This is a genomic window from Variovorax sp. J31P179 (assembly GCF_030316985.1).
GTDB classification, from domain to species: Bacteria; Pseudomonadota; Gammaproteobacteria; order Burkholderiales; family Burkholderiaceae_C; genus Variovorax; species Variovorax ginsengisoli_B.
Window position 1 is genome coordinate 681,073 of sequence record NZ_JASZYL010000002.1, and the last position, 14,613, is coordinate 695,685.

Consider the following 14,613-nt stretch of genomic DNA (forward strand, 5'->3'; position numbering starts at 1 on the left):
TCGAAAGCCCCCTGGCCATGACCCGCCCTCCCTCGCCCGCCCCTTTCTGCCCCGCCACGAGCATCAGCCGCCGCCGCTGGCTGGCGGGCTTGGCCCTGATGCCGCTCGCCAACGTCCTGCCGGCCGCGGCGCAGCAGGCTCTCGGCGCCTGCCTGCCGGCGACCGACTGGACCTCCTTCGCTGCCCGCCACCTGCAGGCCGATGGCCGCATCGTCGATTTCGACACGCCGAACCAGCACTCGACCTCGGAGGGCCAGTCCTACGGCTTGTTCTTCGCGCTGGTGCACAACGACCGCGCCGCCTTCGCGCGGATCCTCGAATGGACCGAGAAGAACCTGGCGGCCGGCAGCCTCGCGCAGCGCCTGCCGGCGTGGCAGTGGGGCCACAAGCCGGACGACAGCTGGGGCGTGCTCGACGACAACCCGGCCTCCGACTCCGACCTCTGGATCGCCTATTCACTGCTGGAAGCCGGCCGGCTGTGGAACGAGCCGCGCTACCAGACCCTGGCCCGCGCGGTGCTCGCGATGGCCGCGCGCGACGAGGTCGCGACCTTGCCGGGGCTCGGCCGCATGCTGCTGCCATGGCCCAAGTCGGTGGCCAAGGGCCCGGCGTGGCGGCTCAACCCGAGCTACCTGCCGCTGCAGCTGCTGCGCCGCTTCCAGCAACTGGACGGCAAGGGCCCGTGGGGCGAGATCGCCGACAACACGGTGCGCATGATTGCCGCCGTGACGCCGCAGGGATTCGTGCCCGACTGGTGCGCCTGGTCGACCCAGGAGCAGGCCTTCGTCGCCGATCCGGAGAAAGGCGCGGTGGGCAGCTACGACGCCATCCGCGTCTACCTCTGGGCCGGCATGCTGCACGCCGCCGATCCGGCCCGCCAGCCACTGCTGAAGTCGCTCTACGGGCCGCGCCGGCTGCTCGAACAGGGCAAGCCGATGCCCGAATTCATCGACACCGACACCGGCGTCATGCGCGGCACCGGCCCGGTCGGCTTCTCGGGCGCGCTGCTGCCCTATCTCAAGGCGCAGGCGCTGACGCCGCAGCTCGACGCCGAACTGGCGCGCGTTCGCGCCCGGGTGGGCAGTCCGGCCCAGCCCGCGCCCAAGCCCCTTCCGTACTACGAGCGCATGCTGCTTCTCTTCGGACAAGCCTGGCTCGATGGCCGCTTCGCATTCAGCCGCACCGGCCAGCTGCAAACCCATTGGAGACTGCTATGCCCCGCCACCCAACTCGCCTGAAGGGCTCCACCGCCGCGAGTCGCCTGATGGCCTGCCTGGGCCTGGTGGGTGCGCTGTACGCGGGCACGCCGGTGCAGGCCCAGGGCGACGCCAAGACGGCCCTGATCGAACAGGGCAACTACTGGCAGAGCATGGGCCGGATCGAGCTGGCCGAGGAGAGCTGGCGCAAGCTCTTGAGCATCGATCCGCAATCGGCCGATGCGATGTACGGTATGTCGCAGGTTGAACTCGCGCGCGGCAAGCCCGAACCGGCCCGCGGCTGGATCACGCGGCTGCACGCCGCCCATCCCGACGACCCGCGCGGTGCGCCCCAGGGCGCGCAGTCCGGCACGCCGCAGACCGACCTGCAGCGCGCACGCGCCGCCTCCAAGGCCGGCCGCACCGCCGAAGCGATCCAGATCTACCGCGCGATCTTCGCCAACCGGCCGCCGCCCGAGCCGCTGGCGGTCGAGTACTACCAACTGCTAGGCGGCACCCAACAGGGTTGGGAAGAAGGCCGCAAGGGACTCGACCAGCTGGTCAAGGACAAGCCCGACAACCTCGGCTACAAGCTGGCGCTGGCCCAGCTGCAGACCTACCGCGAGCCGACCCGGCGCGAAGGCATCCGCAGCCTGATGGCGCTCTCGACGCAGCCCGGGGTGGGCGTGGCGGCCACGGCCAGCTGGCGCCAGGCGCTGATCTGGCTGGACGCCCGGCAGGCCGATGCGCCGCTCTACACCGAATTCCTGGCCACTCATCCCGACCCCGCCGTGCAGGCGCGGCTCGACGGCCTGAGCGCCGCCCGCAGCGCCGCGGCTCCGGCGTCGCCGGCCGCCCAGCCGCTCGGCGAAGGCTTCAAGGCACTGGATCGCGGCGACACCGCAACCGCCGAGCAGCGCTTCCAGCAGGCTCTGAAGGTCGAGCCCGGCGACGCCGAGGCGCTCGGTGGCCTGGGCCTGATCCGGCTGCGCCAGGAGCGCTTCGCCGAAGCCCAGCAGCTGCTGGAGCAGGCCGCGAAAAGCGCCGGCGGCGGCAAGTGGGCGTCGGCGCTGCAAAGCGCCACCTACTGGAACCTGGTCGGCCAGGCCAATGCCGCGCGGGCCAAGGGCGACACGCGCACGGCCCAGGGCCTGCTCGAACGCGCCGTGAAGATCGATCCGCGAGAGACCGTCGGACAGGTCGCGCTGGCCGACCTTCGGCTCGCGGCCGGCGACTACGCCGGTGCCGAGCAAGGCTATCGGCGTGCGCTCGACAGCAAGCCCAACGACACCCAGGCGCTGCGCGGCCTGATCACGGCCTACACCCGTCAGGGCCGCAGCGACGAGGCGATGGCCCTGTCGCAGCGGCTCAGCCCCGAGCAGGCGCGGCAGATCGGCAGCCTGCAGGACGTCAAGGTGGAGGCCGCGCGCGCCAAGGCCCGCGCCCAGATCGAAGCCGGCGACAACGCCGGCGCCCAGCGCACGCTCGAGGACGCCATGCTGGCCGCCCCCGACAGCCCCTGGGTCCGGCTCGACCTGGCCAATATCTACCGTCGCCAGGGGATGATGGCCCAGGCCCGCGGCGTCATGGACGGCCTGCTCATGTCGCAGCCCGACATGCCCGACGCGCTCTATGCGAGCGCCCTGCTCGCCTCCGATGCCGGCGACCCGGCGGCCGGCCTGCAGTACCTCGACCGCATCCCGGCCGCCTCGCGCACCCGCGACATGACCCAGCTGCAGCGCCGCCTGTGGGCCGCCAGCCAGGCGCAACAGGCGCAGGCGCTGGCGCGGCAGGGCCAGGTGGCCGCGGCCCGCGGCGTGCTTGCGCAGACCGAAGCGGCGCTCGGCGCCGACATGCCGCCCGAGCTCTGGGGCCAGCTGGCCATCGCCTACGCCGACATCGGCGACGCGCCACGGGCCCTGGCGATGAGCCGGCAATTGCTGGCGCGCAGCCCGAATCCGGGCGTCGGCGACCGCCTGCTCTACGCCTCGGTGCTGCTCAAGACCCAGCAGGATGTCGAACTCTCCGCCGTGCTGCGGCAGCTGCAATCGGCCAGCATGACAACGGCCCAGCGGGCCGACTACGAGCGCCTGACGATCGCCTTCAGCCTGCGCCAGGCCGACGCCTTGCGCGAGGCCGGCAACCTCGAAGCGGCCTACAACGCGCTGGCGCCGGTGCTGGCCGCGCGGCCCGAAGACCCGCAGGTGCTGGCTGCGCTGGCCCGCCTCTATGCGGCAGCGCGCGACGAGAAGCAGGCCCTGGCGATCTATCAGCGCATCCTGCAGCGCAGTCCGACCGACCTCGACACCCTGCTCGCCGCCGCCGCCAGCGCCAGCGCGCTGCGCGCCCACGGCGAGGCCGAGAGCTACGTGCAGGCGGCCCTGAAGCAGGCCCCCGACCAGTCGCGCGTGCTGGCGGCGGCCGGCCGCGTCTATCGCAATGCGGGCGACAACGCGCGGGCCGAGCAATACCTGCGCGCCGCCGTCGCCGCCGACAGCCGCGCGGCCGGCCAGGGTGGCGTGCCGGCCGCCCCGGCCAATCCCTTCGCCGGCATGACCGGCGGCGCCGCCAGCGGCGGCAACCCGTTCGCCGCCACCCTGCAGCCGGTCGGACTGCCCGCGCCAGGCTATCCGGCCAGCGCCGGCAACGCCCCGGCCTCGCCCTTTGCCGGCATGCGCGGCGGCGCGGCCCCGATCGCGGCGCTGCCGCCGTTGCCTGCGGCCGTGCCGCCCGTCTATGCGGCGGCAGCGAGCCCGCCGGCCGCCAACCTGCCCTGGGGCGCCGGCGGCAGCACCGCGGCCGCACCGGCGACCGCCGCCACGGCCGCGCCGAAGTCCACCGCCCCGCGCAACAGCGCCGAATTCCGCCGCCGCAATGCCGCGGCCAACCAGCAGGCCGCGCCCGCCGGCGCTGCGCCGCTGCCTTCCCCGGCACTGGCCGCGCCCCAGTACGCCCAGGCCCCGGCCTATCCGCTGCCCCAAGCCGCCGGCCAGCCGGTCTATCCGCTGCCGCCCCCCGTGCCCGGCAGCAGCCTGGCAACCGAAGGCAGCTGGAACGCCCCGCCGCGCGCCGGCGCGGCGCCGGCCAACCCGTTGCTGAGCGAACTGCAGGACATCCAGTCCGAACGCAGCACGACGCTCGACATCGGCAGCGTCTACCGCAGCCGCGACGGCGAACCGGGCCTGAGCCGCCTGCAGGACCTGCAGGTGCCCATCGAGGCCCGCTTCCCGGCCGGCAACGGCAAGGTGGTGCTCAGCGCCACGCCGACGGTGCTCGACAACGGCGCGCTGGCGCAGGACTACGGCACCTCGAGCCGCTTCGGCGGCGGGCCGCAGGCGGCGATCGACCTGCTCGCGGGCAGGGTCCCGGCGGTGGATGGCCAGCACGCCAGCGGCGTCGGCCTCGCGGTCGGCTATGAGGGCAAGAACCTGAACGCCAGCATCGGCACCACGCCGCTCGGCTTCCAGCAGACCAACGCGGTCGGCAACCTCACCTACAGCGGTGCCCTGTCCGACACCGTGTCCATGAAGGGCGACCTGTCGCGCCGCGCCGTCACCGACAGCCTGCTGTCGTTCGCCGGCACCGAGGACACCCGCACCGGCGACCGCTGGGGCGGCGTGGTGGCGACCGGCGCCCGGCTCGACATCACCCGCGACGACGGCACCTACGGCATCTACGGCTACGGCTTGGCCCATGCGATCACCGGCCACAACGTGGCCGACAACTCGCGCTACGAACTGGGCGGCGGGCTGTACGTGCACCTGATGAACAAGCCCGGTTCGACCCTGACCGCCGGCATGAACCTCGACCTGCTGAGCTACGACAAGAACCTGAGCTTCTTCACCTTCGGCCAGGGCGGCTACTTCAGCCCGCAGTCCTATGTGAGCGTGGCCTTCCCGGTCGACTGGACCGGCCGCGACGACCGGCTCTCGTGGCGGCTCAATGCCTCGCTGGGCATCCAGTCGTTCACGGAGGACGCATCGCCCTGGTTCCCGACCGACCCGGCGCGCCAGGCCGCCGCCGCGAGCGCCGTCGCGACCGCCACCGGACTGGGCCTCAACAAGGCCCCCTTCACCGGCTACTACCTGTCGAACAGCCACACGGGCGTGGCCTACAACCTGGCAGGCATCGTCGAATACCAGGTGGCTCCGCAGCTCTTCCTGGGCGGCGCCATGGCTTTCAACAACGCATCGAACTACCGCCAGGTGACGGTCAGCGCCTACCTGCGCTACATGCTCGGCAACACCGGACGCTACGGCGCCCCGGCCGGCGCCACGCTCAAGCCGGTGAGCTCGCCTTACACGCCGCTGCTCTAGGAATCTGCTGGCGCTCAGCAGCCCGCCGCCCGGCCCCAGGGCGGCGCCTGCTCGAAGCCGATGATCCATGCCGGCACCTCGGCGGCCGGCAGCGGCTTGGCGATGCCATAGCCCTGCCCGAGCGTGCAGCCGAGGGCCAGCAGCGCATTGCCGTGCGCCACCGACTCGACCCCCTCGGCGATGGTCTTGCGGCCGAAGCCGCGCGCCATCACCAGGATGCCGCGGATGATCGCCTCGTCCTCCGGGTCTTCGAGCATGCCGCGCACGAAGGACTGGTCGAGCTTGAGCGCGGTCACGGGCAGGCGCCGCAGGTAGGTCAGCGACGAATAGCCGGTGCCGAAGTCGTCCATGACCACCGGCACGCCGAGCGCCTTGCAGGCACCGATGAAATCGGCGACGGCGCCGAAGTCCTTGATGGCGGTGGTCTCGAGGATCTCGAGCTCGAGCACGCCCGCGTGCAGCTGCGGAAAACGGCCCAGGTGAAAGCCGAGCCGCTCGATGAAGTCCGGCCGCAGCAGGTGGCGCGGACTGATGTTGACGCTGACCGAGGTCTTGACCCCCGCGGCCAGCCAGTCGGCCGCCTGCCGCACCGCCTCGCCGATGGCCCAGTCGCCGAGCTGCTCCACCAGTTCGTGGTCCTCGATCATCGGCACGAAAGCGGATGGCTGCAGCAGACCTCGCTCGGGATGCTGCCAGCGAACCAGGGCCTCGAAGCCGATCACCCGGCCGCACAGCATGTCGACCTTGGGCTGGTAGGCCAGCAGGAACTCGTGGTTCGCCAGGCCGGCCTGGATCCGCTCGCGGATCTGCTGTTCCTGCTGTTCCTCGTGGGCCAGGCCGGCGTCGAAAAAATGGACCTGGCTGCCGCCGGCCCGCTTGGCGAAGAACACTGCATGCTGCGCTTGCTGCAGCATGACTTCGGTCGGCTGCTCGCCCTGGCGCATCAGCGAAACGCCGACGCTGGTGCGCAGCCGCGTCGAACGGTCCTGCAGCCGGAACGGATGCGCGAGCCGCGCCAGGATCTGTTCCAGCAGAGCCTCGGAATGCGCCGCGTCATTGACGAAAAGCAGCAGCGCGAACTCGTCGCCGCCGACCCGGGCGACGCTGGCATCGTTCGGCACCGCGGCCTTCAGGCGGCGCGCCACCTCGCGCAGCACCGCATCCCCGCCCACCGGACCGAAGCTCTCGTTGATGTCGCGGAAACGGTCGAGGTCAAGGTAGCAGACCGCCAGCAGGCGCTCGCCGTCGCCGTTGCGCACCGGCGCGGGGTTCAGTTCCTCGGCCGAGGGCACGCGATTGGGCAGCCGCGTCAGCGCGTCATGGCGCGACAGCAGGTCGAGCCGCTCGCCGCGCACGCCGCGGGCCGTCGGCGTGAAGCTCCACAGGACGCAGCGGTCGTCCATGCGCTCGCCGCGCAGGTCGGCCATGATCGTGTGGCCGTGCCGGGCCCGCAACACGACCCGGCGGCCATCCACCGCGCCGCGCGCCGGGAGCTTCAACTCGTTGGCGGACGCGGGCGGCAGGACATCGTCGAAGGGCATGTCCGTGAGCGCGCCCGACGGATAGTCGAGCAGCGTGTGCGCGTCCTCGTCGGCCCAGAGAATCGATCCATCGCAAATCTTGAGGTGGCCAACGAGGGTGCGGGTGAGCATGGGCGCTATTGTTCACGGAAAAACAACCGCCCGACGTCCTCCCGATGACGGATCGGATCAGCGCAGCGGCGCGCCCCGAATCGTGTCGGCCGATTTCTTGATCTGCTGGACCATGCGGCGCTGCAGCGGCGATGCCCCCCGGTGGCCGAGGACGTCCATCAACCAGCCGCCCGCCACCAGGATCGCCAGTACGCCAAGGGTCAAGACCTCAGAGTCCATGCTGTGCTCCCGGAGTCGTCGAGCGCACACTCTGCGCTGCAAACGGATCGACGGGAATCAGCCGAAAGGCGTGTGTTGCGAACCGGTCGGATCGCGGTCTTGCGAGGCTGGCGCGGATCAGGACTTCGCGTTCAGCCGTTGCAGGTCGATGTCGGCCAGGCGGCCCGGCACGGTCACGAGGCGAAGCGCCTCCGCGGCGCCGATCGGACTGCCCTGCGACAGGAAGCGGATCTGGTAGCCGCCAATCTTGATTTCGTCGCCATTGCTCAACGCGCTGCCCTCGACCCGCTGGCCATTGACATAGGTCCCGTTGTGGCTTTGCAGATCGCGGATCGTCATGGCGTCGCCCACCGCCTCGAACACCGCGTGGGAGCGGCTCACGAGCGGGTTGTCCAGCACCAGGTCGCAGCTGTCGGCACGGCCGACGACGAAGGGCGTGCGGGTCATGTTGACCTGCTTGGCCGAGCCGTTCTTCTGCAACACGATCAATCTCGTCATTGTTCGATCCTCTCCTTGGTGAATGCCTGAACGGCGTGGCCGCCCTTCCGGTCTATGCCGCTTTGGGGGTGCCATGCCTCCTTCGGAGAGATGGGCGAAAGAGCGGCGGCCGCGTAACTTCAGGATGATGCAACATCCCGACACGCTCGCCGCCAGATTTCTGCTGCCGTTCGCGGCGGTCGGCTTCCATCGCCAGTCCCCTGCACCCTGCCGCACGCCGGCCCCGCCGTTGCTGGTGCTTCGCGGCGTGTCCCAGCGAGGCACCATCCGCTCGCGGGCGGCCCAGGTGATCGCGGTCACGGCGCTGCACTTCGATGCCCAGGGCCGTTGAGCGCAAGACTACAGGATGGAGTGGTCCGTGGTGAACATGCACGAGTCCGGTCCGCTCGAATAGGCGGTGGTCGCCCCGCCCGGGTCGGGCAAGGGGGCCGCGGTGCTCTCGCCGATGCTGACCGGCGTCTTCGGCTTGCCGAAAGGCGCGAGGCCCTGCAGCACGCGCAGCGCCGAGGCGCCCTGGATGAGCGCTTCCGAATAGTCCGGAACACCCTGTGTCGAGCAGTCGATCGGCCTGAATCCCAGGCAATCCTCGGACTCGGCCTGGACTGCCTCCATCAGAACCCAATGGAATTCATTGGGTTCCAGTTCGAGAACAGTCAGCGCTATATCGCGAAGTGCCACCGGGAAACCTTTCGATCAGTGAAGCCTGGATTGTTACTGGGCGGTGATTTGATCGCCAAGGCACTTTTGCACGCTGCCTTGACGATCACCCCCGCGAGACCGGCACTAAGTCGCAATCGGCCGGCCCGCAAAGGGCAGCGCCTCAGCCCAGGCGCACCGGCACGAAGATCTTGTTGCCGTCGCGCTGGATCAGCAGCGCCACCGACCTGTCGGCCTTGGCCACCACCTCGCGCACCTGCTCGATGCTCTTCGCCGGCGTGCCGTTGATGGCCAGCAGCACGTCGCCCGTCTGGACGCCGGCCAGTGCCGCCGGACCCCCGACATCCGCGATCAGCAGGCCACCGTCGACCTGGGCTTCGCGCTGTTCCTGCGGCTGCAGCGGACGCAGCGCGAGACCGAGCTTGCCCTGCTTGGCGCCGCCCTCCTCGTTCTTCGCCACCGCGGTGCCCTTCTCGGCCGCGTCGCCCAGCTTGGCGGAGATTTCCTCGCGCGCACCCTGGCGCCAGATCTCGAGCGCGATCTTGCTGCCCGGCTTCTTCTGGCCGATCAGGGCCGGCAGGTCTCCCGAGGACACGATCGGCTCGCCGTCGACCTTGCGGATCACGTCGCCCGAGCGCAGGCCGGCCTGGTCGGCCGGGCCGCCCTTCTCGACGTTCGAGACCAGCGCGCCTTCGGGCTTGTCGAGCTTGAACGAATCGGCAAAGGCCTGGTTCACTTCCTGGACCGCGACGCCGAGGCGCGCATGGGTGGCCTTGCCGGTCGCGACGATCTGGTCCTTGACCTGCATCGCGACCTCGATCGGGATCGCGAACGAGACGCCCTGGTAGCCACCGCTGCGGCTGTAGATCTGGGAGTTGATGCCGACCACCTCGCCGCGCGTGTTGAGCAGCGGGCCGCCGGAGTTGCCCGGATTGATCGCGACGTCGGTCTGGATGAAGGGCACGTAGCCATCGTCGGGCAGCGAGCGGCCCTTGGCGCTGACCACGCCGGCGGTGACGGTGTTCTCGAAGCCGAAGGGCGAGCCGATCGCCAGCACCCATTCGCCGGCCTTCAGGTCCTTGGTGCTGCCGACCGCCAGCACGGGCAGGTTCTTGGCCTCGATCTTGATCACGGCGACGTCGGTCTTGGGGTCGGAGCCCAGCACCTTGGCGCTGAACTCGCGGCGGTCGGTCAGCTTGACCGTGACTTCCTTGGCGTCCTTCACGACGTGGGCGTTGGTCAGGATGATGCCGTCGGCGCTCAGGATGAAGCCCGAGCCCTGGCCACGGACCGGGGTCTCGCGCTGCGGCTGCTGGCCGCGCGGGCCCTGGCCGCCGCCGAAGCGGCGGTAGAACTCGTACATCGGATCGTCCGGGTCCATCTGCGGGCCGCCTTCGGCGCCGGCCGTCTTGGTGGTGCCGGTGACGCTGATGTTGACCACCGCCTGGCCGTCGCGGGCGGTGATGGTGGAGAAGTCGGGCATGGTCACCGTCGGCGCGGTGGTGGTGCCAGCGACGGCAACGGCCTGCGCCGGGGGCGCGGCCACGGCACGGGCGCTGGTGTAGGCGCCAGTGCCGACGGCACCGATCACGCCGGCGGCTGCCAGCGAAAGCACGAGCGCGCGAGGCGAGGTCAAACCGGTTTTCATCAGAAATCCTTTCGAGTATGGGAAGAGAGCACGAAAGGAATGTCGGGCCGCCAGCTTAGGCCCGGCTTAAATTGGCTCGCCCCCAGGTTGCCCGGCACTTCGTGTCCGGGCGCCCACCCCCTACCGGGGGCAACACCAGCGGCCTGGCAAAGCCAGTTCCGCGGTGTTTCACCAACGGGCCGGGCTGCGCCGGCCGGGCAGTCAGGCTGCGGGGAAGCGAACCAGAACGCGCAGGCCGCCGAGAGGCGATGGCTCCAGCGAGACGGCCGCGCCGTGCAGGTCGGCGATCGACTTGACGATCGACAGGCCCAGGCCGCTGCCGGGGGCCTGGGGCTGGCCCGCGCGGTAGAAGCGGTCGAGCACGCGCTCGCGCTCGCTCTCGGGCAGGCCGGGTCCGCTGTCGTCGACGCTCAATTCGACGGCGCCCGCCCCGGCGGCGATCCCGACGTCGACGCGGCCGCCGGGCGGCGTGTACTTGACCGCGTTGTCGATCAGGTTGCGCAGCAGGGTGCGCAGCGCCTCCGGCTGGCCCTGCACCGTCGCCGGGTCGGCCCGCGCGATGCCGATGTCGATGTCGCGCGACTGGGCCGCGGCCACGGTGTCGGAGATCGCCAGCCGCGCGACCTCGGGCAGGCTGACGGCTTCCGGCCGCGCGCCCGCCGCCGCGCTGGCCTCGTGCCGTGCCAGCGCCAGCATCTGCTCGACCAGCCGGGTCGCCCGGTCGATGCCGGCGGCCAGCCGGGCCACCGCGAGTTCGCGCGTCGCATCGTCGGCCGCACGCTGCAGGCCTTGCACCTGCAGCTTGAGCGCCGCCAGCGGCGATCGCAGTTCGTGCGCCGCGTCGGCGACGAAGTGCTTCTGGGCCTCGAAGGCCTGGCGCACCCGAACGAACAGCAGGTTCAGCTCGTGCACCAGCGGCCGCACCTCCTCGGGCAGGTCGGCTTCGTTGAGCGGCGACAGGTCGTCGGCCTGCCGGGTCGCCACCTGCCGGCGGACCCGGGCCACCGGGGCCAGCGAGCGGCTCACCACCCACCAGACCACCAGCATCAGCAGCGGCGCCGCCAGCACGATCGGCCCGACGGTGCGCAAAGCCAGCGTGCCCGCCATGCGGCGGCGTGCCGCCATGTCCTGCGCCACCTGGATCACCAGCGCCCCGGTCGCCAGCGAGAAGACGCGGTAGGTGGTGCTGCGCGCCTTCACGTTGGAAAAGCCCAGCACCGCGCGCTGCGGCAGCGCCGACTGGGCGGCCGAATCGAAGATCCGGATGCCGTCCAGGGTCCAGATCTGGACGATGAATTCGAAATTCTCCTCGCCGCCGCCCAGGCCGCCGACCGTGGAACTGGGCGGCAGGCCGGCACGCAGCGACAGCGCCATCTGCTGCATGTGCTGGTCGAAGATGTCGTCGGCCGCCTCGAGCACCGCGCGATAGGTGACGAAGGCCTGGGTGCCGGCCGCCAGCACGATGGCCGCCAGCAGGAACCACAGCAACCTAGCCCGGAGCGACTTCATCGATGCCCCCACGCTCGGCACTTCGTGTCCTCGCTGCCCCCCGAGGGGGCGCGAGCTTGCTTGGGGCGGCCCGGCGCGGCGCTCTTCATTCCTTCGGCACCATGTAGCCCACCCCCCGCACATTGCGGATCAGGTCGGCGCCCAGCTTCTTGCGCAGCCCGTGGACGTAGACCTCGACCGCATTGCTGCTGATCTCGTCCTTCCAGCTGTAGAGCTTCTCCTCGAGCTGGGCCCGCGACAGCACCATGCCGGGCCGGGCCAGCAGCGGCTCGAGCACCGCCCATTCGCGCGCCGACAAGATGACCGGCTGGCCGCCCACGCTGACCTCCCGGGTGGCCGGATTGACGCTCACGCCCATGTGCTCGTAGACCGGCTCGGCCCGCCCCGAGGCCCGCCGCAGCAGCGCCCGGATGCGGGCCAGCAGTTCGTCGAGGTCGTAGGGCTTGAGCACGTAGTCGTCGGCGCCGGCATCGAGCCCCTCGATGCGCTGCGCGACCGAGTCGCGCGCGGTCGCGATCAGCACCGGCATGCGCTGCTTGCGGGCCCGCAGCGCGCGCAGCACGTCGAGCCCGTCGCGGCGCGGCACGCCGAGGTCGAGCAGCACCAGGTCGTACTGCTGCGTGCGCAGGGCTGTATCGGCGGCGTCGCCGTCCTTGACCCAGTCGACCGCGTACTGCTGCGCGCGCAGCAGGTCGAGCACGGCTTCGCCGATCATCACGTCGTCTTCGAGCAGCAGCAGTCGCATGGTTCAGTCATCCGCTGTGGGTCGAACGCGATGGTAGCGACTCACAGCAAGGACCTGACCTCTCTGGCCGCATCGAACAGCAGCGGCAGCAGGTCGCGGCGCAGCGCGTCCTCCTGGTAGCGCCCCCCGGACAGCACCACGTTGAGCGCCGCCACCGTGCGCCCCTGCATGTCGCGCAGCGGCACCGCCATGGCCTGGACGCCGAGCTCGTGCTCTTCGCTGGCAAAGCAGAAATCGTCCTTGCGGGTCTGCGCGATGCGCTGGCGCAGTTCCCGCGCCTGGGTGATGGTCTGGGGCGTCAGCCGGGACAGCCGCCGCGCCTTGAGCCATTCGGTGAGCTCGGCCGGGCTCAGCGCGGCCAGCAGCACCCGGCCGGTGGAGGTCGCGTGGGCCGGCAGCCGGGCCCCGAGATGCAGGCCATAGGCCAGCACCCGGGTCGGCGCCGCGTAGCTGCCGCTGCGCGCGACGATCACCACCTCCTCGCCGTCGAGCACCACGGCCGAGAACGATTCCTGGGTCTGGGCCGCGAGCCGGTTCAAGGTCGGCTGCAGCGCCCGCGGCAGCCGCGACGACGCCAGGTAGCTGCCCGAGAAGCGCAGCACCTTGGGCGACATCCAGAAATAGCTGCCGTCGGTTTCCAGGTAGCCCAGGTGTGCCAGGGTCAGCAGGTGGCGCCGGGCCGCGGCGCGCGTGAGCCCGGCCCGCTCGGCGGCCAGGGTGGCATTGAGCCGCTGGCGCTCGGTATCGAAGCTCTCGAGCACGGCCATGCCCTTGGCGATGCCCTCGATGAAATCCGGTTTTGCGATGGTCATGGTCGGAAGGGATTGCGCGATCATCGCGCAAGTGCTTTCATGATCGCACAGCGCGTGCCATCCGGGTCCCCTGAAACGGATGCGACGCCCTACGCTCGCACAAACTTCAGGAGACTCGCATGCGAACACAGGTTGCCATCATCGGTGCAGGCCCCGCCGGCCTCTTGCTCGGCCAGCTGCTGCACAAGGCCGGCATCGACAACATCATTCTCGAACGCCAGAGCGGGGACTACGTCCTCGGCCGCATCCGCGCCGGCGTGCTCGAGCAGATCACGATGGACCTGCTGGACCGCGCCGGCGTCGACACTCGGGCCAAGGCCGAGGGCCTGCCGCACGGGGGCATCGAGCTGCTGTTCAAGGGCGCCCGGCACCGCATCGACCTGCACGGCCTGACCGACGGCAAGCAGGTCACGGTGTACGGCCAGACCGAAGTGACCCGCGACCTGATGGAAGCGCGCGCGGCCGCCGGCCTGACCACGATCTACAACGCCGCGTCGGTCAGCCTGCACGACTTCGACACCGCCAAGCCCCGGGTGCGCTACCAGAAGGACGGCGCCACCCACGAGGTCGAATGCGACTTCATCGCCGGCTGCGACGGCTACCACGGCGTCAGCCGCGCCAGCGTGCCGGCCGATTCGCTGCACACCTACGAGAAGATCTACCCCTTCGGCTGGCTCGGCGTGCTGGCCGACGTGCCGCCGGTGTCGCACGAACTGATCTACGCCAACACCGCGCGCGGCTTCGCGCTGTGCAGCATGCGCAGCGCCACCCGCAGCCGCTACTACGTCCAGGTCCCGACCGAAGAGAAGGTCGAGAACTGGAGCGACGAGGCCTTCTGGAACGAGCTGCGCCTGCGCCTCGACCCCGAGGCCCGCGACCGCCTCGTGACCGGCCCGTCGCTCGAGAAGAGCATCGCGCCGCTGCGCAGCTTCGTCGCCGAGCCGATGCGCTTCGGCAGCCTGTTCCTGGCCGGCGACGCCGCCCACATCGTGCCGCCGACCGGGGCCAAGGGCCTGAACCTGGCCACGGCCGACGTCGGCTACCTGTCGCGCGCCTTCGAGATCTACTACGGCGAGAAGACGCCCTCGGCCCTGGACCGCTACTCCGACCTCTGCCTGCGCCGGGTCTGGAAGGCCGAGCGCTTCTCATGGTGGTTCACCTCGCTGATGCACCGCTTCCCGGACACCGGCGAATTCGGCCAGAAGATCCAGGAGGCCGAACTCGACTACCTGGTGCACTCGCATGCCGCCTCGACCTCGCTGGCGGAGAACTATGTGGGGTTGCCGATGGAAGATTTCTGAGTCCTTGCGGGACAGACCAACGAACGCGAAGCGGTTTGTTGCTCCGTCCCCAACTGACCA

Annotated in this window: 12 protein-coding genes; 4 read left to right on the forward strand and 8 right to left on the reverse strand. The window is 70.6% G+C overall.

What is annotated here, in order from left to right; translation table 11 throughout:
• Positions 1-17: 17 nt before the first annotated feature.
• The gene (gene bcsZ, locus QTI17_RS07640; protein ID WP_286532010.1) at positions 18-1,238 is read left to right on the forward strand and encodes a cellulose synthase complex periplasmic endoglucanase BcsZ; all 1,221 of its coding nucleotides are present in this window, start codon (positions 18-20) and stop codon (positions 1,236-1,238) included.
• The gene (locus QTI17_RS07645; protein ID WP_286532011.1) at positions 1,214-5,512 is read left to right on the forward strand and encodes a cellulose biosynthesis protein BcsC; all 4,299 of its coding nucleotides are present in this window, start codon (positions 1,214-1,216) and stop codon (positions 5,510-5,512) included. The genes bcsZ and QTI17_RS07645 overlap by 25 nt, the downstream gene beginning before the upstream one ends.
• 14 nt (positions 5,513-5,526) lie before the next feature.
• Here QTI17_RS07645 and QTI17_RS07650 read toward each other — a convergent pair whose 3' ends face one another.
• The 3 genes from QTI17_RS07650 to QTI17_RS07660 all read right to left on the reverse strand — a co-directional run bounded on the left by QTI17_RS07650 (position 5,527) and on the right by QTI17_RS07660 (position 7,881).
• Entirely contained in the window at positions 5,527-7,164 is a 1,638-nt protein-coding gene (locus tag QTI17_RS07650; protein ID WP_286532012.1) for a putative bifunctional diguanylate cyclase/phosphodiesterase, read from the reverse strand.
• Between the two features lie 57 nt (positions 7,165-7,221).
• Positions 7,222-7,383, reverse strand: a complete 162-nt coding sequence (locus QTI17_RS07655; protein ID WP_286532013.1) for a hypothetical protein — start codon at positions 7,381-7,383, stop codon at positions 7,222-7,224.
• A 117-nt stretch (positions 7,384-7,500) separates the two neighbouring features.
• Complete coding sequence (locus QTI17_RS07660; RefSeq protein ID WP_286532014.1) at positions 7,501-7,881, reverse strand: FHA domain-containing protein; 381 nt, start codon at positions 7,879-7,881, stop codon at positions 7,501-7,503.
• 127 nt (positions 7,882-8,008) lie between these two features.
• Here QTI17_RS07660 and QTI17_RS07665 point away from each other — a divergent pair, with 127 nt between their 5' ends.
• The gene (locus tag QTI17_RS07665; protein WP_286532015.1) at positions 8,009-8,212 is read left to right on the forward strand and encodes a hypothetical protein; all 204 of its coding nucleotides are present in this window, start codon (positions 8,009-8,011) and stop codon (positions 8,210-8,212) included.
• An 8-nt stretch (positions 8,213-8,220) separates the two neighbouring features.
• On the opposite strand, the gene QTI17_RS07670 is transcribed toward QTI17_RS07665, so the two are convergent.
• The 5 genes from QTI17_RS07670 to QTI17_RS07690 all read right to left on the reverse strand — a co-directional run bounded on the left by QTI17_RS07670 (position 8,221) and on the right by QTI17_RS07690 (position 13,252).
• Positions 8,221-8,493, reverse strand: coding sequence for a hypothetical protein (locus QTI17_RS07670; RefSeq protein WP_286532016.1), 273 nt, complete (start codon positions 8,491-8,493; stop codon positions 8,221-8,223).
• A gap of 208 nt (positions 8,494-8,701) precedes the next feature.
• Positions 8,702-10,186, reverse strand: coding sequence for a Do family serine endopeptidase (locus tag QTI17_RS07675; RefSeq protein WP_286532017.1), 1,485 nt, complete (start codon positions 10,184-10,186; stop codon positions 8,702-8,704).
• 201 nt (positions 10,187-10,387) lie between these two features.
• Entirely contained in the window at positions 10,388-11,695 is a 1,308-nt protein-coding gene (locus QTI17_RS07680; protein ID WP_286532018.1) for an ATP-binding protein, read from the reverse strand.
• 85 nt (positions 11,696-11,780) lie between these two features.
• Complete coding sequence (locus QTI17_RS07685; RefSeq protein WP_286532019.1) at positions 11,781-12,440, reverse strand: response regulator; 660 nt, start codon at positions 12,438-12,440, stop codon at positions 11,781-11,783.
• A gap of 41 nt (positions 12,441-12,481) precedes the next feature.
• Positions 12,482-13,252 carry an IclR family transcriptional regulator domain-containing protein gene (locus QTI17_RS07690; protein WP_286532020.1) on the reverse strand — a complete coding sequence of 257 codons (771 nt, stop codon included), beginning with the start codon at positions 13,250-13,252 and terminating at the stop codon, positions 12,482-12,484.
• Between the two features lie 119 nt (positions 13,253-13,371).
• Here QTI17_RS07690 and pobA point away from each other — a divergent pair, with 119 nt between their 5' ends.
• A complete protein-coding gene (gene pobA / locus QTI17_RS07695) occupies positions 13,372-14,553 on the forward strand; it encodes a 4-hydroxybenzoate 3-monooxygenase (RefSeq protein WP_286532021.1) in 1,182 nt (393 codons plus the stop codon).
• The last annotated feature ends 60 nt before the right edge of the window (positions 14,554-14,613 follow it).